Origin of the sequence: Deinococcus malanensis (assembly GCF_014647655.1) — a bacterium.
GTDB classification, from domain to species: Bacteria; Deinococcota; Deinococci; order Deinococcales; family Deinococcaceae; genus Deinococcus; species Deinococcus malanensis.
Window position 1 is genome coordinate 85,528 of record NZ_BMPP01000009.1, and the last position, 23,651, is coordinate 109,178.

Below are 23,651 nucleotides of genomic sequence, written 5' to 3' on the forward strand. Positions count from 1 at the left end.
GAAGTATATGGGGGCAGGACCGGGCCGGTCAACTGACCCCATCAACCAGCGGGCTGCGCCTCACGGGGCTCGACCACCTTGAGGCCGGCGTGCTGAAGCAGCAGCCGTTTTTGCCCGATGCCGGGGAAATACACCAGCACTTCCCGCCGTTCGCCCTGGTGGAAGCCCTGCATAAAAACGCCCTCGCCGAAGCGGGCATGCAGCAGGCGCAGCGGCTGGGTGCCGGTTACCGCACGTTGCAGCTCGCGGCTGGGAATGCCCAGCCGGGCACTGACTTCCGGCAGCGACAGGCCATGGAGGTCCAGCAGTTCACGTGCCTGGAGCGGCCAGGAAGGAGGCAGATCAGGAGCCTGGTCCGGCAGGACCGACACCCCGGCGATTTCGGCAGGCACCGGCTGCACGCCCAGCAGAGTTTCCAGAAACAGCCGCGTGGTGTGCTTGTCGGTCGGTCGGCGCTCGCCACTGGCCAGATGCGGGGCGAAGCACCGGCTGACCGCGATGCACTCGTAGCAGCCTTCGGCATTCTTGCAGCAGGTCTTGACGGTCAGGTCCAGTGCGCGCCGCAGCAGGGCATCGAACTGCTCATAGGCGCGCCGGGATACTCCCAGACCACCCAGCCAGTCGTCGTACAGGAAGAAATAGTCGTCACGCCCTTCACGGAACGCCCCGGCCAGATCGTTGTCGTCACACGCGATGCGTTCGGGCGTGACCTTCTGCAGCAGGTGCTTGATGGTGTGCGCCACTGCCCCCGGACGCTCGGTGGCGCGGGCGTCCAGCCCGACCTCCAGGGCCCCGGTGCGGAATGGGGGCAGTTCGACCGGCTGATCGTAGAGGTGCTCGGAGAGCTTGTGGTCCTGCATGCGGTCCTGAATGCGCCCGCTGCATTTCACGCAGGTCCGCTCGGTGGGGCCAGGCTCGCGGTCGCAGCCCACGCAGACGCGCTCGAAGACCTGCCGGCGCATCTGGTAGCCGGTGTAGCGGCGGCGGATCACCACCTCGCCGTGCCGGAACGCCAGTGGCCCGCGTTTCTCCCACGCCCCCATGCGCAGCGGCGTGACTTCGATGCTGTACAGACCCCGGGTAAACAGGCTGGCCGCGTCGTATCTCTCCACGATAATCGCGGTGCCGGCCGGGTGCGCCTCCCAGCGCGTCACCTTGTATCCCTGGCCATCCAGGGTGAAGACCGCTCCTTCATGTTTCTCGGTCAGCGCGTAATGCTGACTGGGGGATTCCAGCGGCGCGTCCAGGCTGCGCGCACCCAGGCGTTCCCACTCGGCGTGCTCCACGACCGCGAATTTGGCACTGCCCTCACCACGCAGGTTCCAGTAACGCTGCTGGGTTCCGGGCGTGTCCGGGTAGGGGACTGGCAGGCCAGCCATACGGAATTCCTCGGCCTCGCGGGACTGGTGACGCGGCGAGAGGTAGGGATTCTCGGCCTCCACCACCGCCTTTTCAATCGGTCCGGTCAGCAGTTCCAGGAAATTGCCCGCGTTGCTGTAAAAGGCGTCGGCCGGCTGCGGGACCCCCTGCTCGTTCAGGGCAGGCAGGTACAGCACCAGTCCCGGCGCCACCCGCCCGGCGCGGCCCGCCATCTGCCGGAAGGCCATGCGGCTGCCCGGGTAGCCATCGATGATCACCACTTCCAGGTCCCCGATGTCCACGCCGGCCTCCAGGGCATTGGTGGCAAACATGACACCGCTTCCGGCGCGGCGAAATTCGCTCAGGCGGCCCTCGCGGTCGCTGGTGCCGGCCATGTACAGGTGCGCGCGGCTGGCGTACTGCGGCTGCGCGCGGTAGGTGCCGTACAGCCGCGCGGCGCGGGAGCGGCCCCGGAAGAAGGCCAGCACCTTGACGTTGTAGCGGCTGCTGGCGTCCATCACGGCATTCCAGAAGCGGCGCGGCTGACCACGGTGGTCTGCAAGCACGTAGCGCTTCCCGTGGCGCGCGGCGCCGGACTGGCTGACTTCCACTGCGTCCACACCGGTCAGTTCCCGCGCGAACTCGGCCGGGTTGCCGATGGTCGCGGTGCTCAGGACCACCTGGGGATTGGCGCCCAGCGCCCTGGCCAGCCGCAGCAGGCGCCGCAGCATGCCCGCCACCTCCGAGCCAAAACCGCCCCGGTAGGTGTGCGCCTCGTCCAGCACCAGATACGACAGCCGCGACAGGAAAGCGCGCATGCGCGGCTGGGTCAGGGCCCAGTGCAGCTTATCCGGCGTGGCGGTGACCATCCGCACGCCGTCCCGGAAGACCTCACCGGCCTGGGCCGCCCCCTGAAAAGCGCCGATTTCCCAGTCGAAGCCTCCGCGGTCGCGGAAGGTGTTCAGCTTGTCGCGCTGGTCCTGACCCAGGGCGACAAGCGGGTAGACGAACAGCGCCGTGGCCTCGGGGGCACGTTCCAGTCGGTCGAACACCGCTGGAAAGAAAGCGCCGGTCTTGCCGCTGGCTGTCGGGGTGGTCACGATGACGTTCCGCCCCTCCTTCATCAGCCCATAGGTCTGCGCCTGATGCGAGTACACGCTGGGAAACCCGAAGCCACGCTGCACCCCCGGCGACCAGTCCAGAGACCCGACCGGCAGCGTCTGCGCGGCCTGGGCCTCTTCCTCGTACAGGCGCGTGGCGCCGCTACCCAGGGTGTCACGTAGAAAGCCCTCCAGATGCGCGAAAGGAGAGCGGGCGGGAAGCACGGTCACAGTGTAGACGCGACCTCGCCATGCAAAAGCGTGCTGCGCTCCAAGACCCGAGCAGCACATCCGCTGCCCTCTTCTCGAAGGGGTTACCGGATGGCAGCCATGAAACACACGTTGCCCGTCTCGTTCAGGGCGAGCGCCGTGGGCAGAATCGCGTCCATGACGCCCGCGCCGAACGAGCCGCCGGAGGTGCTCAGGCTGCCCCTGTCCAGGCTATCCACAGCGCTGGTCAGGTAGGTCACCGTTCCATTGCGGGTCAGGCGCATGCCGTAAGCGCGGCCCATGCTGCCAGCATCTGTGTTGTAGCCGGTCAGCAGTGCAGAGGTGTTTCCCGGCACGTGGTCTTTCACATTGAAGTTGTTCAGGGCGGTCCCGCCGAAATTGACAAAGTCGATGCAGTACTCCAGGAGCTGCCCCGGAGCTCCGGTGCTGGTCAGCGCAAACGCAGAGCCGGTCGATACGTTCCTGACCTGCTTGGCCAGCTTCGCGTAGACCATCCGGACGTTGGCCGAGCCCCGGTTGTTCGACGTGCTGACATCATTGCCCCCGCTGACCACGGCGACATTCGTGAAATCTCGCAAACTGGGAGTGGTTTCCAGTTCCGTGGTGAAGGGCGCCTGCACCGTCAGGGTGATGTCGGGGTAGCTGCTTCCGGCTGGCAGTGTGTCGCTGCGGGTACAGCTGAGCGCAGGCAGAGCGGCACAGGTCCATCCCTCGCCACCGATCGCCGTCGCCAGCAGGCCTGCTGGCAGGGTGTCGGTTACAGTTACCGGGCCGCTGCTTACCCCTGTCCCGCTGTTGGTCACCCTGAGCGTGTAGGTGATGACCTTGATGGTCGCCGGAGAGGGTGTGGTGGCGGCCGGGTCTCCGGGCAGGCTGGGGGTGGCATAGGCAGCGGCCGTTTTGGACAGGGCCAGGTCCGGTGCCAGCACCTTCACCGGATCGGACGCGCTGTTGTTGCTGGTGGTGGCTGAGCTTTCATTGGGATTGCTGACGGTCGCCGTGTTGGTCACGCCAGGGACAGCTGCCGGGCCGACGACAATCCCATTGATCGTGAAGGTGCTGCTCTCCCCCACCTTGAACAGTGGAGTGTTGGGCACGCCGGGCGCATCGATGTTGGTGCTGGTGCAGGTCACGACGTTGCTCAGCGAGGAGCACCGCCAGCTGCCGGCGTTGGTGCCGGAAATGGACACCGGACCGTCCGGCAGCGAGAGGCCGGTGGGCAGCGTGTCCCGGATGGTGGTGGTGCCGTAGACGTCCGCGCCGGACGTCCTGACCGTAAAGGTAAAGCTTCCCGGCTGACCCACCGTGAAATCGCCGGTATGCGTCTTGCTGAGCGTCAGGTCAGGCACCGTGGCGGTGATACGCAAACCGTTGGTTTTGCCGTAATCAGTATTGTAATGATAACTGCTTCCGGAGAAGTCGTAGATGAGGTTATAGATGGTTGATGTGTCACCGCCAATAATGCGAACGGTATAGATGGTAGTAACATCTCCTCCAACCTTGCCTTTCCCCAGGCATGACCGGTAGCTAGTACTACTGGTATTGCTGTCCCATGTACAAGCATCCGCATAGACAGAGCTGTTTACTGAGCCGCCGGGTGCACTATATGTGGTGGACACATTTAATATCTGGTAAACCGAGTTGGGTAGAACTGGAAAGTTTTCCAGCTGCTCGTACCCTTGAGTCGCTGTACTGGCTTCCAACCGAAATTGCATCACCTGGCCGACGCTCACACTGGATGTTGCGGGTGACACGGTTGTAAAGCTTTTTACGTAGTTGCGGGCTTGAGAAACGAGCTTCTCAACATAGAGCTGCCTGTTTGCAGGCGTGCTGATTGAACTTACTCCACTGGCGCTTGATGTGATCTGATATCTACGGGTAGTGTTATATGCAGCTACAGACCGCACTACAACAACATTAAAGTACGCATCTCGACAGTTGTCGGGCACGCGACTAAGAGTATTGAAGTGGGCAGGTGGTGGTCCTGGTGGCAGGTCATCCAGCTTGACTTGAGTCAGTCCTATTGTATTTATGAGCGAGTTAGCGCTGTTAAAGTTAAATTGAGCACTAACGGCAGTAGCAGTCGTACTTCCGACATTGCATACACGGGCACCTACGGGGAACGTATCGGGGCCAACACTAACATCGTTGCTGTCTAAGCCAATGATATCCCAGGTAATTGGAGTGATGTTCAGCACCGGGGTTGCCGCGGCCGCTCCCTGCAAGGCCAGCAGCCAGACCAGCGCCGTCAGTAGCAATTTCCAGAAAACGTGTGTCTGCTGCATGCTCACTTCTCCCCGCCCAGCGTTTCGTCCAGCGTCAGGTCTAGGCGCAGGTACGCGCCCTGTTTGGTGTAGGTGCTTCCAATACCGCTGAAGCCCAGCGGGTTGTAGCCGGCCGTGATCCAGGTGCCGGGCAGGGCGCGCACACTGGCCTCCAGCCCGTAGCCGTACTCGGTGGTGCCGGTGGCCGGCTGGGTGATCATGCGGCCCCAGGCGCCCACGCCCAGGCGGTCGGTCAGGTAGTACGTGCCGCTCAGGGACGCCTGGGCCGTGAAGCTGGCGCGGTCGAGCAGCAGGGTGCGCGTGTCGAGCCCGCCGCGAATGGCGTAGTTGCTCTGGCGGTACTCGGCGCTGAGGTTGCTGCTCAGCTCCGGCTGACCGCCGGCCAGGGTGCCGCTGACGTACCGCACCGTTCCCAGGCTGTTGAAATCGCGGTCGCGGTAGGCAAAGCCCAGAGCAGCGCGCTGACCGTTCTTGCCGGCACCGAACTCCATCAGCCCGTCGGCCGTCAGGTTGAGGTTGGGCGTGAGCTGCCCGCTGACCCCGCCGCGCAGCACCACACCGAAACCCTGGGCGCCGTAGTTGATGTCGGTGCCGCTGGTGGCGGTCATGCTGCCGGTCTTGTAGTGCAGGTCTGCACCAGCCCCCGCCTCCACCTGGGCAGTGTTGACGTTGTAGGTCGCGCTGGCCCGCAGTCCGGCCGTGAGGTTCTCGGCCACAGGCAGGCTGGTGCTTACCCCGAAGCGGGCGCGGTTGCCCTGTCCCGAGGCGCCCGGCAGCTCGTAGGCGACCGCGTAGTTGACATTGCCCACCATGCTGTCCAGGGTCACGGCCGCGCTGTGCCCGATTCCCCAGGTGATCTTGTCGGTAAAGCCCACCGACAGCTCGGGGCTGAACTTGTAGCGCATGCTCACGCTGGTTTCCGGCGACAGGTTGCCGCTTAGCGGCTGGGTATGCACGACGTCCACGTCCACCGGGTCGCGGTGATAGCCGGCGCTGACCACCGCGCCCAGACCGCTGACGTCCCCGAAGGCATACTTGAGACCGCCGCCGATGCTGAAGGGTGCCAGGCGGTAATCGGCGCGCGCCGTGACGCTGCCCCCGCGCGCGTTCTCGGCATCTTTCCCGGCCGGTGCGTGATACTCGGCGTCCACCGCGGCGCTGAGGTTGGAAGTGATGGGCGCGGCCAGACTGGCACGCACGCTCAGCCCCGGCGTCTGGGGAGCCAGGCCGACGTAGCCCTCGTCCTGGTAACGGAACTTGGCGCTCAAGCTGCTCTGGCCCACTCGGGTGGCGAAGTCGGCGCTGGCCTGCAGGCCGCCCGAATAGGCCAACAGACCGTCGGCGCGGGTGGTGCCGTTGTCGTAGGTGGCCCGGGCGCCCAGGGTGACGCGCTGGTCCAGGCTGACGGCGGCGGCCCCCACTGTGAAATTCTGGGCCTTGTACTGAACCTGGCCGCCGTAGGCCAGGACGCGCTGATCCAGGGCGCTGTTCAGGCGGTAGGAGGCGAGCACGACCACGTCGTTGAGGCTGCCGTCCACGGCGTCCAGGGCGCGGGCCAGGGTGATGATCCCGGTGCTCGGGTCCAGCTGGTAATCGGCGTTGCGGGTCAGAGGCGTGCGCCGCAGTTCCTTGCCGCTGCCGCGTTCCAGGGTCACCACTTCCAGGGTTTCGCTGCCCTCGCTGATGTTGCCGCGCGCCAGACGCAGCAGCCGGTTGCCCTGCGGGGTCAGGCGCTCGCCGCTGACGCGGTCACTGGGCACCAGCGCCACGAAGCCCGACACGGCGGGGTTGCTCTTGCTGTAGGCGGTCAGGGCCGTGAGCTGTTCGCCCACCGGCAGTACACTGACGGGCAGGCTGGAGCGCCGGTACTGCACCCGGAAACTCGGGTGATCGTAGGCAAAAGCCACCGGATCGATGCCCTGCAGCGGCACGCTCTCGACGCTGCTGTCGCCGTAGCCGGTATACCGGTTCAGGGTGTTGCGCTCAGTCGGCAGCCCTTCCTTGTCAGCCGCGACGTACAGCTTGCCATTGGCTAGCGGTCCCTCGTAAGTGGCGCGGGCCTGCCAGGTCAGGTCGTCGCCCAGGTTGAAGTTGCCGTCCAGGCCGATGGTCGCGCTGAGCACCCCGATCCCCACACGGTGGTCACCGGGTTTGACCTCGTAGCTGTAACGTTTGACGTCATTGCCCTGCAGCACGTCCAGATTCAGGGTGGTCGGCGAGGCCTGCGGCTGCAGTTCCAGCACGCCCTCCCCGTTGGTCAGGCGAACGTCATAACCCCCGCTGGTGCTCCGGGGTTGACCACGGACTTCCAGGTTGGTGCGTATGGCGACGCTTGCCTGTGGCGTGACGTGGCCGAAAGCGTCCAGGGTGCGAATAACAAGACGCAGAGGGGTGCTGCCGTCAGCAATCAGCTGTACGGGCTTGACTTCCACCTGCCGCGTGTCGCCTACCCGGTAAACAGTGACGGTCTCGTCGCCCCAGGCGATGACATTCGGGCCAACTTCTAGAGGCACGCCCACATAGGTCAGGCGGCGCACGTTGCCTGTGGGGTCCTCGGTGGTCTGCCCTATCAGGCTGGTGCTCACCGCACGTCCGGCCAACGTCAGGGTGGGGGGCGGCTGGTCCAGCGGACTTTCCACCACGATGCTGACGCGGTCACGCACACGAATCTGTGCTCCCTGCAGCGGCAGTTTGATGGCGCCGTCGTTCTCGGCGGCCTGCGCGCTCTGGGTCAGTGCCTGAGCCGCCGACAGGTCCTTCAGGTCCACCCGCCCGGCAATCAGCTCGTGGCGGTCACCAGGAAAGCGCGACAGCAGGGCCGGGGCGGCCATCTCTCCCAGGGCCTGCGCATGCCGCAGTTCATAGGTCACGGTGCCGCGCGTGACGCCGCGCCGGTCCACCGTGGTGGGCACCACCCAGTACAGCGTGCCGCCCGCGCCCCGTCTGGGGTCCGGTAGGGCCTGACCGTCGAGCTGGCTGCTGCCGGGAACCAGGGAAGCGCCTTCAGGCAGCGTGTGGGCGATGACCACATCAATAGAGCCGCCGGGCGCGTCGAACGGCATGGAAATCACGCTGCTGCGCTGGGCGACCGGGGCGGTGGGGGCCGGGGTGGGCTCCGGGGCAGGTGGGTTGACGCCCAGCAGGGTGCCGGTTACCACCTGCGGTGCGGGGCACGCGGGCGTGTCCAGCGTGGCATTCAGGCGCGCCGCGCCGCTGTGCGTGACCCGCGCGCGGTAGCCCAGGGTGCGGGTTTCACCGGCCTGCAGGGTGCCTTCAAAGCTGGTGGGGTCCAGGGGCTCCAGGCCCTCGCCGGGCTGGTCGCGCAGGGTAAACGGAACTGGCTGGGCCGCCGTATTGGTCAGCTGTAGCTGCACCTCCACGGTGTCCCCGACCGTGGTATCGGCCAGCGGCGCACGCGTCAGCTGCAGGCTGGTAGAGGCCGGCAGTACATTGACCTGCACGCTCTTCGCCTGCTCCCAGGGATTCAGGCGGGCCGTAAAGGTCAGCGGCCCGGCGGTGCTGGCGGTCGCCGTCACGCGCACCTCGCCGGGCCGGGCGACGCTGAACTCCCCCTTCAGCGAGGAGGGGCCCTGGACCTGCATTCCTTCAGGCAGGACCAGTTGCAGGTCCAGCGGCAGCAGACCCGTGAAGGCCGTGGTGGCGCGCGCGGTCAGGGTCACCGTGTCGCCCACGCACACGGCGGTTTTGTCGCTCTGCAGGCTGAGATTCACCTGCGGGCGCACCTGGACGCGCGCCTCGCCCACGCCGCCGCGCGGCACGGTCACCCTGGAGGGCGCACTGACCTGGGCTCCGGGCACCTCGGCCACGGTCAGCGGAAAGGTGCCGGCGGCTGTCGTGCGGGTCTGGGAACCGCTGACCTGCACCGGCTGCCCACCGACCATCAGGTCCGCCTGGGTCGGGACGCTGCTTCCCGGCAGCAGCAGTTCGGCGCTGAGGCGCAGCTGCCCGGTCTGGTCCACCTGGGCCACTGCAATGGGGCGGGGGGCGCCCTGGCGCGACAGGCTGAAGCCCACCGCGTTGCTGAACTGCCGGGCACCCGGCGCCTGACGCAGCTCCACCGTGTAAGTGCCGGGCTGCGCGGGCATGGGCAGGTCGGTGTGACTCAGCTGGGCACTGACTGTCAGGGGGTAGGTGCGGCCCCGGGCGTCACGCAGCCGGGCCTCGAGCTCGGTGGGGCCGTCGCCGTCGTACATGCGCAGCGCATAGCCCTGCCCGTCGGTGGTGACATTGATGACCGGAACCCAGTCGCGGGAATGCACATTCACGGTCAGGTGATCGGCGCTCAGGGCGGCGCTGACTCCGGCCAGCCGCACGGCAAAGGTATTTTTTCCCGCACCCTGGGTGGAGGCGCGCAGCACGTAGCGCCCGGCCGGCAGGTCCTGGTCCAGCAGCGTGACCCATTCCTGTGCGCCGGGGGTGAAGGTGCGGGAAAGCACCGCGGTACCATCGGCGCGCAGCAGGGTAAAGGTGGTGGTCATCTTGACCTTCAGGTTGTAGGATTCGTCGCCGTAGTAAGTGTCGCTGCGGTAGTCGGCCGGGTCCAGGCGCGGGCTGTACAGTTCCAGGCGCACCCGGTTGTCGACCGGCACATCCAGGTTCAGGTTCTGATCGCCGGCGGACCACATCAACGCGTCGCCGATGCTGGTGACCGGCAGGCTGGTGCTGCCCTCCTGGGCGGCTGCCCCTGCACCGACAGCCAGGAGGGCCGTCAGAGAGCCGGCGAAAGTATTGAACTTGGTGCGCATGCTTCAGTACCTCCAGGTCATCACCGGATCAGTGGTGGCAGCGCGGGGCTCGCCGGTCCAGTCGAAGTGATAAGTGAGAAATGTCTCACCTGCACTCAAGGTACCGTTCAGGTTATTGCGGCCTTCTTTCAGCACGGCTCCGGCTGGAAGTGGATCTGTTAATGTGACGCCTTCCAGGTTTCGGGGGGTGACGATCCTCAGCCGCACGGTGTAGCCGCCAGGACGTGTGAACACGGTTTTCTCGACCCTCACGTCCCCGAGGCTCAGGGTGGTGCGCCGCAGCACACTGATGTCTCCTCCCGGCGGTGCGAGGGGAAAGTCGACGCTGGTCAGGCCCGTCACATGCACGGTCTTGGTGCCGCTCAGACCACCGGCCTGGTGGGTGATCAGCGCCTGATAGGGCGTGGTGCTGGGGTCCAGCCGCAAGGCGTGGGTCCCGATGCGCACGTTGCCGAAGCTGTAGCGGCCACGCTCGTCGGTCAGGGCCTCACGGCCTCCGGCCAACAGCACGCGGGCACGGGCAACCGGCGTGTCCAGCGCCTCGTCGTACAGGCCGTTGCGGTTGCGGTCTACGAAGACCACGCCCAGGATGTCGGCCTGCGGGGCGAACTGCAGCAGGTTCAGGCGGGTCACTGCCTGGGCACGGTTGCTGGCGATGGCCAGCGCGGTTCCCCCGGCTCCGCTGCCGATGGCCTGGACCACGTTCAGGAGTTCGCCGGAAGCCTCCGGGGTCACCCGCAAGACGTAGGTCACGGTAACCGTGGCGCCGGCCGGAATCTGCTTGAGGGTCCAGGTGGAGGTCCAAGTGTTCTGCCCGGTCACGACGTTCGGATCTTCCAGGGCCTCACCGTTCAGGGTGCTGGTCCCGGGAACGTACTCCAGTCCCTTGGAAGCGGTGTCCACGATCACTGCGTCCACGATGGCGGTGGTCTGCGAATGGTTGGTGATAGTCAGGGTGTAGACCAGACGGTCACCGAAGGTGGCCTCGCGGCTGCTGACCGATTTGGTGATCGAGAGCCGGGCCTGCCAGACCGGGGTCGCGACCTCATTGCTTTTCAGGGAATCGGGGAACTCGGCCGTGACCATGCCGAAGGTGTTCTTGAGGGCCTCACCGTCCACCGCGCGGGAACTGACGCGCGTGGTGAGCGATAGCGTGCGGATCTCGCCGGGCGCCAGGGTGCCCAGCGCCCAGGTGACGGTTTCCTGTCCAGGCGCGCCTGTCTTCTGGCCGCCCGCCGACGCACTGGCAAAGTCCACGTGGGGGGGCAGCGCATCGCTCACGGTCACAGCGGTCAGGGGCCGGGTGTAGGGATTGCGCACGCTGAGGATATAGGCGACGGTATCGCCGGCACGCACGGGGCGGCCTTGCGCCACGTCCACGGTCTTGCCGTCATCGCCCACCGTGGTCGCGCGGTAGCTCTTGAGCAGCTCGGGCAGCCCTGCCTCGACGTTCTGAAGCCGGTCGGTGGTCGCGTTGCTGGTGCCGCGCTCGCCCCTGATCGTGAGCAGGGCCGAAAACGGCGAGGCCTGCTGCGGCTCGTAACAGGCGCGCACGGTGGTGCTCTGGCCAGGTTGCAGGGCAAACGGCTGGGCCAGTGGCTGGCCGTCGGCCCCCAGCAGCGTTACCTTCGCCGCGCCCTGTGGGAAGGCCGCCTCGACGCGGTACAGGTCGGCCACATCACCGGTGTTCTTGGCGGTGTGGTCAAAGCACGCCGCCTGCCCCACCACCCCAAAATTACGCGACTGCTGATCGGCCTGGCTGCCTTCTTCCGCTTCGGGCTGTCCCAGCGGGCCGATGGCCACGGCGGGCAGGTAACGGACATCCACACTCGCTGTACCGCTCACTTCCACCCCACCGGTCAGGGCAGTGGCGGTATTGGGAATCACCCGGCCAGTGGCTGCTTCAGCGGCGCGCATGCGCAAGGACAGCCTGAGGGTCTCGGCTGCCTTCAGGCTGTCCTTGCGCACCCGCACGCCGCGGACCGGCGCGGTTTCCTGCGCTGTCCAGGTGGTTCCGTCGGTGGTAAATTCCAGGGTACCGGAGGTCGCACCGGCACTTCCAGGCACGTAGGTCAGGCCTGCTGCTGCCTGGTCGGCGAGCCTGTCGGTGAGAATTACCTCGCGGCTCTCTCCCGCCCCAGTATTGGTGACGACGACATCCACGGTGGTTTCTGCACCAGGACGTAACAATGCTGGCGTAAAGGTCTTGCTGACCGCAAGTGCTGGTGGGGGGCCCACATCGACGCGGCTCACGTTGTTCTCGTCGCGGGAGCCGGCGGCACAGCCGCTTAGTAGATTCACCAGCGTGCTGCCTTCGCTGAGGGGCCCTGTCACCAGAAGCAGCTTTATGCTGGCGTCCGCAGCCAGAGTCGCGGCACTCACGTCCGGTTCCCCGGAATCGAACCGGTCATTGCCATTCAGATCCTGCACGACCCGCAGCGTGGTCGTCTGACCACCCGCCTCGACGCGCCCTGACACCGGGAACGTGAACGAATCGTTGCCCGCGTTGACCAGGGTATAGGCAAACACCGCGCTTTCTCCTGGCAGGCGAGTCAAGACTCGCGCGGGTTGCGCCGCTGTGCCGTCGGGCGTGACGCTGGCTGCGCACACACTCTGGACGACCGTCTGCACAGAATTGGAAAGGACGGACTCGGGCTGACCTGTGACCGGTGAGATGAACTCTGCCCTGACCTGATTGCTGATGACCGTGCCGGAAGGCGTCAGCGCCCCCGCCAGGCTGGTGATGCCCAGCAGGAGCAGCGTGTGGAATCGGGGGAGGCGTTTCACGGGTGGGCTCCTTGAATCAGGGCGGTTCGCCTGGCGAGGGAAGGTAACGGCACTCAAATGTGCTGGATCTCAAAAGTCGTCTGATGTTGTAAAACGGCGCACCCTGCAAAAGGCAGAGGTGCGCCGGAAAGCAGCTTATTTGATGTTGACGGTGACGGTCATGGTCAGCTGGGCATTGGGGGCCAGGCTGCCCTTTTGCAGGCCATCAGTGTTGGGATCATCCACGGCGACGTAGAAGGTGGTGCCGCTGACAGGAGCGCTATTGCTCCAGGTGGTGCCGTCGGTGCTGTAGATGACGGTGGTGGCCGTGCCGTTGCCGGTGACCGCGCCGCTGACAGATACGAAGTTCAGGTTGCTGCTCAGCGTATCGGACAGCGAGAAGTTCCGGACACTGGTGTTGTAGGTGTTCTTGGCGATGATCTGGTAGCTGTAGTTCACACCAGGCGCGTAGCTGGTGTTGGCAGAGGTATAGCCCCTGGGCGCCGTGATGCCGTTGATCGGCTCGTTGGGGGTGGCGGTGCCCTGCGTGAACTTGGCGAGGGCCAGGCTGCCGGCGGCGGCGACCGTGATGCTGTCGTTGGTGTCCGTCAGGGTGATGCCACTGTACTGTGCCTTGGCCGTCTGGCTCAGCACGTAGTTGGTGCCGGCAGTGGAGGTCACATTGATAGGCAGGGCAACGCTGGCTGTGACGCCGAACTCACTGTTCGCGCTGACGGCACCGGTCGTGTAGACGGGGATGATGGCGCTCAGGCCACTCACGGAGTCGGTGACGCTGACGGTCCCGGTCTGGGTGACGCCCACGCCGCTGTAGTTGATCGCCAGAACCTGCTTCGTGCCGTCGGTAAGAGCAATAACGGTATAGCCGGACAGCGTGTAGGTGTCGGCGTACTCACCGGGATTCACCAGATCCATGGGGAAGGTCACGGCATTGCCGGCAGTGCCGAGCTTGTTGACGGTGTCAGCAGTGCCGGTAGCCACAGCCAGGTCGCTGCTGCTGCCCGACGTATCACCAAACATCATGGCGGGTGCCAGGATGGTATCGAAGGTGAAGTCATTCGGCGTGGTGTCCACGTCGTTCCCGGAGTCGGCGCCAATCTTCAGGAGGATGGGGTAGGGATTGGCCATGTCCTGATCGGGGTAGCTGACCGTGACCGTGTAGTTGGCGCTCGAGTTGGCACCGACCAGCAGCGAAGGCGTGGAAATGGTGGCGGTGACTTCGGTGATATTTACGGTGGCGCCGCTGGGGTCCTTGACCGTCTGCACGACGGTGTACTGACCGGCCGTGCCGGTGGAGGTCACAGTCTGGGTGACGGTGTAGGTCACGCCGCCACTGACGAAGGTGGTGGTGTTCGCCTCGACCGTCAGCGCGACGGTGTCGGAGGTACCGCTGCCGTTGGTCAGGGTGTTGGTAAAGGTCACGCTGTCGTTGGCAGTGTCGGAGATGCCGTCGGATTTGGGATAGGCGACCTGCTGGTCACCGCTGACGGTGATGAGGGTGGTACCACTGGTGTAGCCGGAGGTGGCCGTGCCGGTGGGCGGCGTGACTTCGGTGGTGACTGGCTGCGGGTTGTTGGTCAGGTTAGGCGCGATGATGGTGGCGCTGCTGTACTGGTACCACAGGTCGTCATAGGCCGGGCTGCCAGGATCCTTCTGCTCGGTGACGGTGACGTTCTCCCCGGGCGCGGTGCCGCCGTTGCTGGTGTCGGCCCAGACTTTGCCGCGGCCGATCGGGGTCGCCCCGACGACAGCGCTGGCATTTCCAGTCACGTCATAGGCCATGTAGAACGTGACCATCCCGGAGTTGGTCTCGACCGCAGTGGTGGCAGGATCGTCACCACTGGGCGCGACCGTGACGCTGGTCAGAACATTGCCGGTGATGCCTTTGGCGGTTGTCAGTTCCGTGGAGCTCAGCAGGCCGTCACTGTTCCCGTCGGGGTTGGCGGCGAAGAAGACAACGTTGGACACCCCGCTGGTCGTCGCGGACTCCAACGCGATGCTCTGACTGGCATTGCCGTTGTTGACCGCGACGTATGGGAACACGACGGTCGAGCCAGGAACGACATTGGGCTTCTGGTAACTGCTGATGGCTGTGGCAGCGGTATCGGTCGCGTCAGCGTCAGCACCGTTGGTGTAGGTAATGTCGAAGCCCATTTTCTCTGCAACCGTGGTGCTCACGGTGTTGGAGGTCGTGGTGGTGCTCACGGCGGTGCCATCGTTGTTCGGAACATCGTAAGTGGCGGTAGCCACGTTGGTGATGACCGTGCCCGCGTTGGTTGCGCTGGTCCGTTCAAGAGGGCTGGTGGTCTGGGCACTGGCACTTCCGGCGGCCAGGGCGGCCACCAGGGCGAGGACTTTGGTATTGACGTTCATTGGTTCTCCTTGACGAAAGGTTGCCGTGCTGTTGCCATGGCCAGTTGGGGCCTGAGCACCGTGAAAAGGGTGTTACTTGACCTGAACGCGGTAGCCGAGCTTCAGCGCCTGCCCGGCCTTGAGTTCGGGAATGGTGTAGCGGACCGCCTGGTACTCGCTGGGCTTGACTTCCACTTCCCGGGTCACGCTCTTGCCGTTCTCGGTCAGGGTCACCTTTCGTTTCAGGGGAGCCGGCGCGAAGGTCCTGCCGCCGTCGATGCTGTATTCGGTACGGGCTGTATCCACGGCCTTCTCAGGAGCGAGGTAGAATGTTGCCTTGGGCACATTCAGGGGAATCTGAACGTTTTTGACGGCCTTGCTGCTGACGTTTCTGGCGGTCACCACCTGGCTGAGCACGTCCCCCGGGACATTGCCCTGCGCGGGCAGAAACTTTTCGGCCACTTTGCCGTTCTCGGTGACGGACTTGACGACATTCAGGGCCAGTTTGAGGTCCAGGGGGCTGCTGCCCTGCGCGATGGCGGTGCCGAGCAGCAGGGTTAGAAGAACCGGGGTGGTGTGACGCTTCATGAGACTCCTTGAAAGGGCAGTGAAATGAGGAAATATGTGAATCACATTTAGGTGCCTACACCTTTCCCTTGCTTCATGAAGGTATGTGTAAGGGTCTTACATGCCGCTTACATGAGTCATTAAGATTTTTTGGATAATGGTGAATTCCGGTGCCGCCTGCAGCCCGGCCAGCCGGTTGTTATGGCTGGCCTCCGTGAAGCACAGCTTTTCTCTGTCCTGACCGGAGCTTGCAAGAAGCTTCCATGCAGGCCGCTGGCCTGATGTGACCCCCGATGGGTGTACTGGCCAACGTTGCGACCACCCCAGGGCCCGGACGCTGTTGGCCTTATCCTTCTCTTACTTTCCGAAGCGGCGGTCGCGACCCTGGAAGTCCCTCAGCGCCCGCAGGAAATCCACACGCCGGAACCCGGGCCAGTACACATCGCAGAAGTAATATTCCGAATACACGCTCTGCCAGAGCATAAAGCCCGAGAGGCGGATCTCCCCACTGGTCCGGATAATAAAATCCGGGTCCGGGATATCTGCGGCATACAGGTGGGCACTGATGTCGTCAGGACTCAGGCTGACGGCCACCTCGCTCAGATCGCGTCCGGAAGCCGCCTGTCGTTGCAGATAGGACTTGACCGCGTCCACGATCTCCTCGCGTCCGCCATAGCCCACGGCGATATTCAGCCGCATCCCGTCGTAGTGAGCGGTCTTTTCTTCCAGCTCACGCAGGGCCATCAGGACATGGAGCGGAAAATCAGCGTGCTGCCCGATGGCCCGCACCCGCACCCGATTGGCGTGAATCCGCGGGTCAGTGGCCAGGTTACGGGCTTCCTTTTCCAGCAAACCGAGAATGTGCGCCAGTTCCTGGGGATCACGGCTGGTGTTGTCCGTCGACAGCACCCAGATGGTCGCGGCCGGAATTCCCAGCTCCAGGCACCACTGCAGCACCTCATGTGCTTTTTCTGCGCCAAACGAATGGCCCATTTCGCGCTGCAGTCCCGCTGCACGCGCGAAGCGGCGGTTGCCGTCCAGAATCAGTCCCAGGTGGCGCGGCAGTTTGCCGTGACCCTTGACATCCCGGGTCAGACGCTGCTCGTAGCCCCACATCAGGGCGCCACGCGCCGCACTCCTGGTCTTCTGCAGCGTGCGGACAGCGGCTTTGACGGGCGTTCCTGACATACCGCCGACCAGTGTAGCGCGCAGCAGCCGGGGTCGGCCTCCACCGTTCGGTGTAGGCCAGCACGACCTCAGTCCGGTGTAAACAGTGAGGTCTGCTGCCGGGTATACAGATCCAGCGCCTTGTGGTCCAGCCGCGACAGGGCCGAGTCCTCCACGGACTGCACCGGCAACGCAGCCTGAGCCGCGTAGACCTGCAGGGTGATGCGGCGGTGGGTCATGGTGTGGCTCACCTGACCCAGCAGGACAGTCCGGCCGGCGTGCAGGCGCTCACAGAGCCTGTGCAGCACCTGCTCAGCGGTTTCTCCAGGACCGACCACTTCCATGGGCAGGCCCATCAGGCCCCCCAGGAGGGAACCGGTCCGGCGTTCCAGCACCGCGCGGATGTGGTCACCGATCAGGACCGCCACCGCCTGTACCTCCTGCACCGCTGCGCGCACCTTGGGCGCGGGGTACGCGGCGGGGCGCCCCTGGGCAAACGCACGGCAGTGCCCGGAGACCGGACAGGCGCCGCACCGTGGGGACCGCGGCGTACAGACCGTCGCCCCCAGGTCCATCAGCGCCTCGTTCCAGGCGCCCGGCCGCTGGGAATCAAGCAGGGTGTCGGCCTGGGCCTGAACCCATGCTTCGCTGGGCACTGCCTGGGCGTACAGCCGGGCCAGGACCCGGCGGACATTGCCGTCATTCACGGCACGCGCCTCGCCGTAAGCGAGACTGGCTACCGCCGCCGCCGTGTAGGGTCCGACTCCAGGCAGCGCCCGCCAGCCCTCGTAAGAGTCAGGAAAGCCCTGTGCCGCCACCTGCCGGGCGGCGCGGTGAAGATTGCGGGCGCGCGCGTAATAGCCGCAACCTTCCCAGGCCTTAAGCACGTCGCCCTCTGGCGCTTGGGCCAGGGCCTGCACCGTCGGAAAGGCCTTGAGAAAGCGGTCGTAGTAAGTCAGGCCCCGCGCCACCTGGGTCTGCTGCAGCAGTATTTCGGACACCCACACCCGGTACGGGTCCCTCTTTCCTTCCATACCGGCCCGCCACGGCAGGTCACGGCCCGAGGTGTCGAACCAGGACAGCAGCGCCGCGCGTAGAGCAGCCCTGTCGCCGGCCTCCTCGGGGTCGGGTACGTCAGAAAACACAGTCACCGTGCCAGTGTAGGGGCGCGGTGAGACACAGACTGTGCTGGTGGGCGCCTGAATGCGCTTCAGGCGGGCTCAGGCGCGTACGATCTCGCGCTCGCGTTCCCGTGCCGGAACACGGACCCGGCGGCGAACACCCTCAGCATATTCCGCCAGATCACCCAGCAGTTCCGGCACACCAACACGCAGCAGATACTGCCCCGCCGGCAGCGGCGTCAGCGCCAGGAAAGGCGGCCGGGTCAGGGTATCGAGGATGCTGCCCAGTTCGGCGTAGTTCACGCCGCTGCCCAGTCGTTCGGCCAGCCGCTGCACACTGACCACGCTGTGCGCAGGCTGCTGCGCGAGGGTCAGGAGCACAAAGCTGAAGGCCCCACGCTGGGCGAGGTGAGCGCTGACGAACTCAGCCACGCTGGCCGCAGATTCCAGATCCACACTGCCGGCCTTCCAGTAGCCACGCAGGTCGACCGGCGACAGCGGTGCCAGTCGGGCATGCTCGATCAGGGCGACCAGCGCTTCACGGGTCAGGCGGCCCTGGTTGCCAGGACGCTGCGCCTCATCGGTCAGTAGCACACGGTAGTCGGCGTCTTCCTGCCAGGCAGTGCTTTGCAGCGCCGCTTCACTGTGGGCAATCAGGACGCTGTACCCGTGGGCCCCGAGCTCGGCGCTCAGACGGGAGACCCCTGCACCCGTGTCCTGAAGCCGGTATCCGGTCAGCCGGGCCAGTTCTACCAGCTGTGCTCCGACTTCATCCGGCACCGGGACGAAGGCCGGGACGATGCGGGCTGCAGCCTCCGGAAACCGCACATCCAGCGGACGGGCCATGGCGGGCGTGGCAGAAACTGGCGCAGCACCCACCGGTCCGGCGCGGTTCGGGGAGCGCGCCTCGACTGAGCGGGCTTCACGTGCCGGGCCCGCCTGGACCCGCTCGGTAATCTGCACACGGCCTGCAGGCTGGTCCCGCTCGGCGGTGACAGGCCGCTCGGAACCCGCTCTGGTCCCGGCACCCGGCTCCGCGGCGGGTCGCGGCAGGGCCTCCTGACGCGGCTGCGCTTCTCCCCGGGCCTGGCTTTCCTGGCGTGACTGGGCTTCACGCAACTGGATTTCCTGGCGGGGCGGCGCCTCGACAACCTGCGACTCCTGTCGGGGCTGCACAGGGGCCGTGTTCACAGCGCGGATCTCCTGGACACGGACCTCCCGCACATGGGGAGAAGTGGACACGACGACCCGCCGTGTTTCCGGCGCGGCAGACACGGGCGGGCGCGGAGGCAGCGGCGCCGCGTGAGGCTTGACCACCGCTTCGACCTGATAGCGCGCGGGCGCGAGGTTGGTCAGGTGCAGCACATCATTGACACCCAGGTGCTGGGCATGAAAAAAGCCGCCCAGGCCCCAGATGCGTCCCCGGTCACGGTCCACCTGCACGGCATGTTCCTGACCACGGTCGTCCACGAAGTGGGCCGGGCCACTTTGCGGAAACGTGCCCTCAAGGTATTTCAGAAGCCGCAGGCTGCCTTCCTGCAGGTCCGGTCGGGTAATGATGTAGCGCATTGATTTCACGCAGTAGCTCCTCGTAGGACAGCGTTCCGCACCGGCAACGCATGGGGTTAATTAAAGTGTTTCTAAACTAGCAGAACTCTGCGACATAAAGAGAAGATGAAGCGCTGTTCGGAAAATCCCTCCAATGGGTGGGATCGCCACGGTCTTATTGAGCCTCAAGCTCATGAAGTGCGTGTGAAGTCAGCATGCGTCTGGGAGGCGATTTGCCCCGGTTTCATATCCCTGGTCTGCTCAGTATGCTGCGGCCCATGAATGAACCTACCGCTTTGATACAGCGCTACTACGCCGCATTCAATGCCTCGGATGCCCAGGGCATGCTGGCCCTGCTGACTGATGATGTGCGTCACGACATTAACGAGGGTGAAACCCAGACCGGTGTGGAGGCTTTCCGGGCTTTTCTGGCCCGCATGGACGCCCACTACCGCGAGCAGGTTCAGGGCCTGGTCGTGATGACCAGCGCAGATGGCACCCGAGCAGCGGCCGAATTCATGATTCACGGCGAATACCTGCGCACCGACGCCGGACTCCCTGAAGCGCGCGGGCAACGCTATGTGCTGCCCGTCGGCGCTTTTTTTGATATTCGTGACGGGAAGATCGCGCGGGTGACCAACTATTACAACCTCGCCGAGTGGACCCGCCAGGTCAGCGGTTGAGCCTGACCCTGACCCCGGTCCGGGGGCCGGAGCTGCAGCCGTTTGTTGCCGACCTGGCCCGGCTACGACTGAAGGTCTTTCATGACTTTCCCTACCTGTATGCCGGCAGCGCCAGCTACGAGGAGCGTTACCTCCAGACCTACCTGGATGCTCCGGGCAGCCTGGTGGTCGTGGCGTGCGACGGCGCGGAGGTGGTGGGTGCCAGCACGGCCCTGCCCCTGGTACAGGAAACCACCGAAATTCAGGCACCGTTTCTGGCACCTGAGTTTGACCCTGGAGATGTCCTGTACCTCGGCGAGAGCGTGCTGCTGCCGGAGTACCGGGGACGCGGCCTGGGTCACGCCTTCTTCGACCACCGTGAGGCCCACGCCCGCGATCTGGGGTTGGGGGTGACCACCTTCTGCGCAGTGCAGCGCCCCGGGAATCACCCCCGGCGGCCCGCAGCCTACCGGCCGCTGAATGCCTTCTGGGCGGCACGTGGGTACACGGAACGGCCCGACCTGACCACCACCCTCAGCTGGCAGGATCTGGACGAGAGCCGTGAAACCCCCAAGCCCATGCGATTCTGGGTGCGGCGCGCCTGAAGGAGACCAGTTCTCCTTATTTCAGGTCAGGATGGTTCTGACGGCGCTTCTCGGCTTCCCGGCGTTTCTTTTCCTGCGCCCAGCCATACGAGCGCACGGCGTCTACAGCAAGCCAGACCGCCAGCACACCCGCCACGCCAGCCCATATCAGGCTGCCCGACCGCCAGGCCATGACTGCCCACCACGCGCACAGCACCGCAAGCAGCAGACTCAGGGCAAAGACGATGTGAGGCGGCACGCGGCGTCCGAACATACCTGTAGCGTAGCGCCCGGCCACCCGGGCTGTCGTGTGAGCCTGAATGGCGTATACATCCGCAGAAAACTGCTCAGCCAATTTATGCTGGCCTACAGCAGGTTTCCGGCCTTCCGGCGCAAACGGTTGACACGGGGTGCATATCACGGTCTTTTTTTTATCACCGCCCGAGAGGCGGCTTTTTTATTGTCGGTCGTCGCCTTCCCTCCCCTGCGCTAGCCTGGGGACATGACCGCGCCAGACCCCACCGCTTCCCTGCCGGCCGATGTGGCGCCTGTACCCGCCGAACATGGTCCGGTCCGGGAGCGCTCCGCTTTGCCGGACGTGCTGCGTGGGATGGCTTTGACGGGCATTCTGGTCGTGAACATGCAGGACTTCGCGGGGTTCCTGGAGTGGCAGCAGCATGGACTCGACAACGTGGTGCAGGTGGTGACCGACGTGCTGGCCAACGGCCGCTTTATCAGCATCTTCGCCATGCTGTTCGGCTGGGGCGCAGCCGGGCTGCTGGCGCGCCAGGGGGCCGGAATTTTCGTGCGCCGTCATCTGCTGCTGCTGCTGATTGGTGCGCTGCATTTCGTGCTGGTGTGGCACGGCGATATCATCAGCAATTACGCGCTGCTGGCCGGCTTTTTGCTGTTCACCGCACGCCTGACCGCACGGGCGCTGCTGACCCTGGGAGTGGCGCTGGGAGCCTGGGGACAGTGGGTCTGGCTGACAAGCGCGTTAGCAGCGTTTTTACGTCCCGAGCGTCCGCGCTTCGCCGGGCTGCCGGATCTCTCGGCGGGCCATTCCTACGCGGCCCTGGTGGCTGAGCGTGCCACAGAGTTCTGGCCAAACGTGATCGATGGGAATTGGTACAACGGCCCCTGGCTGCTGTGTCTGTTTTTTCTGGGTGCCGCGGCGCAGCGAACCGGGCTGTTGCTGCGCCCGCACGAGCATGTGCTGCTGCTGCGCCGGCTGGCTGTCGTGGGCATACCGCTGGGCCTGCTGCTGGGGCTGGCGCTGGCCTATCTGAACACACGGGGGGACCAAGCGGCCGGTGCCCTGGCCATTCCCGTCCGTATGTCCGGTGGCCTGGCCGGCGCCCTGGGATACGTGGGTCTGATCGGCCTGCTGACCGTTGCCGGGCGTCTGGGGCCGTTGCGAGCCTTTGCCGCCAGTGGCCGCGTCGCCATGAGCAACTACCTGGCCCAGAGCCTGGTGATGACCACGCTGTTCTATCCGTACGCCGGAGGACTGTCCGGCCAGGTTGGAGCCGCCCTGTCCGTGGCGCTGGCGCTTACCCTTGGGCTGCTACAGCTTCCCATCAGTGCGTGGTGGCTGCGTCACTTCGGAACAGGGCCCATGGAATGGCTGGTCAGAACACTGGTGTACGGACCATCATCCAGAACTCCTGACGTCTCCAGGCAGACGGAGGATGTCCGGTCCTGACGCGCCTGTAAGCGCTGCCGGGTTCACGAATCGCACTTAGGACCGGATCCAGGAGCATGCATCCGAAGCCTCACAGCGTTGTGAGGTCGCTCAATGTGTTACGGGCGTTTTGAACTGGGGGCTGAGCGATGACCCACACCATGCCGCTTCTCTGATGAAGGACGCCGTCGTCTGCCAGCTGGCCCGCGCTCCTTTCAGAGCAGCGCTGGAAGCAGCATTGGTGACCGGCGCCGCCTGATCAACCACCCTCCCGCCGGCCCTGCAGATGCCGTGGCTGCGGCCCTGAACGCCGGACCAAAGTGCGCTGTGTCTGGGTGCTTGATTGGCGCAGGCCAGGAAAAGCTGCATTTTCCTGGCCTGGGTGGTGGATGCAGGATAATGACGCGTTGTAGCGGTGAATAAAGAGCCAGATGACTGTTTCCAGGTAAAACGGCCGACGGCAGAACGACCGCAAACGGCGCGGTAGATGCGTCAGGCGAGCACCAAGGGTGGTGTTGAACCGCTCGATGTGCTGCTTGCCGCCCATCCGATGCAATCCACCGAAGACCACGCTCTTGTAGGCGCCCAGGGGACTATCCATCTGTGCCCTACTGCGCTCCACCTGGGCTTCCAGCGCCTGCCGGGCTTTCATTGAGGCTACTTCTTCCTTCTCCAGGAGGGCCAGTTGCGCGCGATTCTCTCGTTCCTCGCTTTCAAGGGCTGAAATCTGCAGACCGGCATCTTCTGCCTTTTCTTCCAATTCAACTCGTTGGGCTTCATGAGTTCGACCACTTTCTTCCAGTTCTCGCACCCGCTCCAGTGCTTGTCCCCCCAGAATTTCCAGTTGGGCCAATTCTCGTTCTTCCTGCTCATGTTCCACCTGTGTGTGGCGGATCTGCGCCTCTGCACTGACCTGCTGGAGCTCGGCAACCTGTCCGGCCGTATCGGCCTCACTGACCGCCGTCGCAATGAGTTCCTGAAGCTGCTCTATCTGCCGCCGGACGACGGTACTCAGGGTGTTCAGGAGCGTACCGCTGACATCTTCGAGTGGAGTTCCCCGTACGTCTTCAAGTGTGCGCTGAATTGCCTGGCGTAGCTCGGTGGCCGTTTTGATCTGCTCCTGGCTAGAAATGATGATGCCCTGGAGGGTCGCGATGTGCTTCTGTGCTTCCTGAGAAGTCGCTCCTCCAGAGAGTTCTCGCAATTGGGTCAGGGTGACGGCAATGACCTGTTGCAGCGAACGGGTCACACTCACCTGCTCCTTGCCCGCGCTGATGATCTGTTCCAGCACGTTCCGCTGAATAAATCCTGCCGCACCAACGTGCCTGCGGGCTGAATTAAATGAAGCGTTTTCAGCCACATCCAGGAGCTCGGCAGATCTATGGTCATCGGAGGAGTCAGGCATAACGCAGTGTAGGGGGCGCGCCACCATGGAAATGAG

Annotated in this window: 14 protein-coding genes; 3 read left to right on the forward strand and 11 right to left on the reverse strand. The window is 64.9% G+C overall.

Translation table 11 applies throughout. From position 1 onward, the window contains the following. Positions 1 to 41: 41 nt before the first annotated feature. The 9 genes from IEY49_RS11835 to IEY49_RS11875 form a co-directional block, all read right to left on the reverse strand. Complete coding sequence (locus IEY49_RS11835) at positions 42 to 2,684, reverse strand: DEAD/DEAH box helicase (protein ID WP_189008733.1); 2,643 nt, start codon at positions 2,682 to 2,684, stop codon at positions 42 to 44. A gap of 89 nt (positions 2,685 to 2,773) precedes the next feature. After that, positions 2,774 to 4,039: a DUF11 domain-containing protein gene (locus IEY49_RS11840; RefSeq protein ID WP_189008736.1), complete on the reverse strand. Its 1,266-nt coding sequence runs from the start codon at positions 4,037 to 4,039 to the stop codon at positions 2,774 to 2,776. A gap of 938 nt (positions 4,040 to 4,977) precedes the next feature. Next, positions 4,978 to 9,741, reverse strand: a complete 4,764-nt coding sequence (locus IEY49_RS11845; RefSeq protein WP_189008739.1) for a DUF11 domain-containing protein — start codon at positions 9,739 to 9,741, stop codon at positions 4,978 to 4,980. A 3-nt stretch (positions 9,742 to 9,744) separates the two neighbouring features. Next, a complete protein-coding gene (locus IEY49_RS11850) occupies positions 9,745 to 12,528 on the reverse strand; it encodes an isopeptide-forming domain-containing fimbrial protein (protein WP_189008742.1) in 2,784 nt (927 codons plus the stop codon). Positions 12,529 to 12,663: 135 nt separating this feature from the next. Then, the gene (locus IEY49_RS11855) at positions 12,664 to 14,898 is read right to left on the reverse strand and encodes a beta strand repeat-containing protein (RefSeq protein ID WP_189008744.1); all 2,235 of its coding nucleotides are present in this window, start codon (positions 14,896 to 14,898) and stop codon (positions 12,664 to 12,666) included. A 72-nt stretch (positions 14,899 to 14,970) separates the two neighbouring features. Continuing rightward, entirely contained in the window at positions 14,971 to 15,465 is a 495-nt protein-coding gene (locus IEY49_RS11860; RefSeq protein WP_189008747.1) for a hypothetical protein, read from the reverse strand. A 336-nt stretch (positions 15,466 to 15,801) separates the two neighbouring features. Further along, positions 15,802 to 16,632, reverse strand: a complete 831-nt coding sequence (locus IEY49_RS11865; protein WP_189008750.1) for an isoprenyl transferase — start codon at positions 16,630 to 16,632, stop codon at positions 15,802 to 15,804. 68 nt (positions 16,633 to 16,700) lie between these two features. Further along, the gene (gene mutY / locus IEY49_RS11870) at positions 16,701 to 17,762 is read right to left on the reverse strand and encodes an A/G-specific adenine glycosylase (RefSeq protein WP_373291907.1); all 1,062 of its coding nucleotides are present in this window, start codon (positions 17,760 to 17,762) and stop codon (positions 16,701 to 16,703) included. A gap of 69 nt (positions 17,763 to 17,831) precedes the next feature. Further along, the gene (locus tag IEY49_RS11875; protein WP_189008981.1) at positions 17,832 to 19,301 is read right to left on the reverse strand and encodes a hypothetical protein; all 1,470 of its coding nucleotides are present in this window, start codon (positions 19,299 to 19,301) and stop codon (positions 17,832 to 17,834) included. A 257-nt stretch (positions 19,302 to 19,558) separates the two neighbouring features. On the opposite strand from IEY49_RS11875, the gene IEY49_RS11880 reads away from it, so the two are divergent. Further along, complete coding sequence (locus IEY49_RS11880; protein ID WP_189008753.1) at positions 19,559 to 19,963, forward strand: ketosteroid isomerase-related protein; 405 nt, start codon at positions 19,559 to 19,561, stop codon at positions 19,961 to 19,963. Beyond that, positions 19,939 to 20,547, forward strand: a complete 609-nt coding sequence (locus IEY49_RS11885; protein WP_373291908.1) for a GNAT family N-acetyltransferase — start codon at positions 19,939 to 19,941, stop codon at positions 20,545 to 20,547. The genes IEY49_RS11880 and IEY49_RS11885 overlap by 25 nt, the downstream gene beginning before the upstream one ends. Positions 20,548 to 20,563: 16 nt before the next feature. Here the strand turns inward: IEY49_RS11885 and IEY49_RS11890 are convergent, their stop codons facing one another. Then, positions 20,564 to 20,800, reverse strand: coding sequence for a hypothetical protein (locus IEY49_RS11890; RefSeq protein WP_189008755.1), 237 nt, complete (start codon positions 20,798 to 20,800; stop codon positions 20,564 to 20,566). A gap of 228 nt (positions 20,801 to 21,028) precedes the next feature. Here IEY49_RS11890 and IEY49_RS11895 point away from each other — a divergent pair, with 228 nt between their 5' ends. Beyond that, positions 21,029 to 22,231 (forward strand): DUF418 domain-containing protein, encoded by a 1,203-nt coding sequence (locus IEY49_RS11895; protein ID WP_189008758.1) that lies wholly within the window; start codon positions 21,029 to 21,031, stop codon positions 22,229 to 22,231. Between the two features lie 238 nt (positions 22,232 to 22,469). On the opposite strand, the gene IEY49_RS11900 is transcribed toward IEY49_RS11895, so the two are convergent. Next, positions 22,470 to 23,615 (reverse strand): coiled-coil domain-containing protein, encoded by a 1,146-nt coding sequence (locus IEY49_RS11900; protein ID WP_189008761.1) that lies wholly within the window; start codon positions 23,613 to 23,615, stop codon positions 22,470 to 22,472. Positions 23,616 to 23,651 lie beyond the last annotated feature (36 nt).

Coding starts and splice junctions, on each gene's coding strand:
- IEY49_RS11845 (WP_189008739.1), bottom strand. CDS start 9,741: ATGCGCACCAAGTTCAATACTTTCGCCGGCTCTCTGACGGCCCTCCTG.
- IEY49_RS11855 (WP_189008744.1), bottom strand. CDS start 14,898: ATGAACGTCAATACCAAAGTCCTCGCCCTGGTGGCCGCCCTGGCCGCC.
- IEY49_RS11860 (WP_189008747.1), bottom strand. CDS start 15,465: ATGAAGCGTCACACCACCCCGGTTCTTCTAACCCTGCTGCTCGGCACC.
- IEY49_RS11865 (WP_189008750.1), bottom strand. CDS start 16,632: ATGTCAGGAACGCCCGTCAAAGCCGCTGTCCGCACGCTGCAGAAGACC.
- IEY49_RS11875 (WP_189008981.1), bottom strand. CDS start 19,301: ATGCGCTACATCATTACCCGACCGGACCTGCAGGAAGGCAGCCTGCGG.
- IEY49_RS11880 (WP_189008753.1), top strand. CDS start 19,559: ATGAATGAACCTACCGCTTTGATACAGCGCTACTACGCCGCATTCAAT.
- IEY49_RS11890 (WP_189008755.1), bottom strand. CDS start 20,800: ATGTTCGGACGCCGCGTGCCGCCTCACATCGTCTTTGCCCTGAGTCTG.
- IEY49_RS11895 (WP_189008758.1), top strand. CDS start 21,029: ATGACCGCGCCAGACCCCACCGCTTCCCTGCCGGCCGATGTGGCGCCT.
- IEY49_RS11900 (WP_189008761.1), bottom strand. CDS start 23,615: ATGCCTGACTCCTCCGATGACCATAGATCTGCCGAGCTCCTGGATGTG.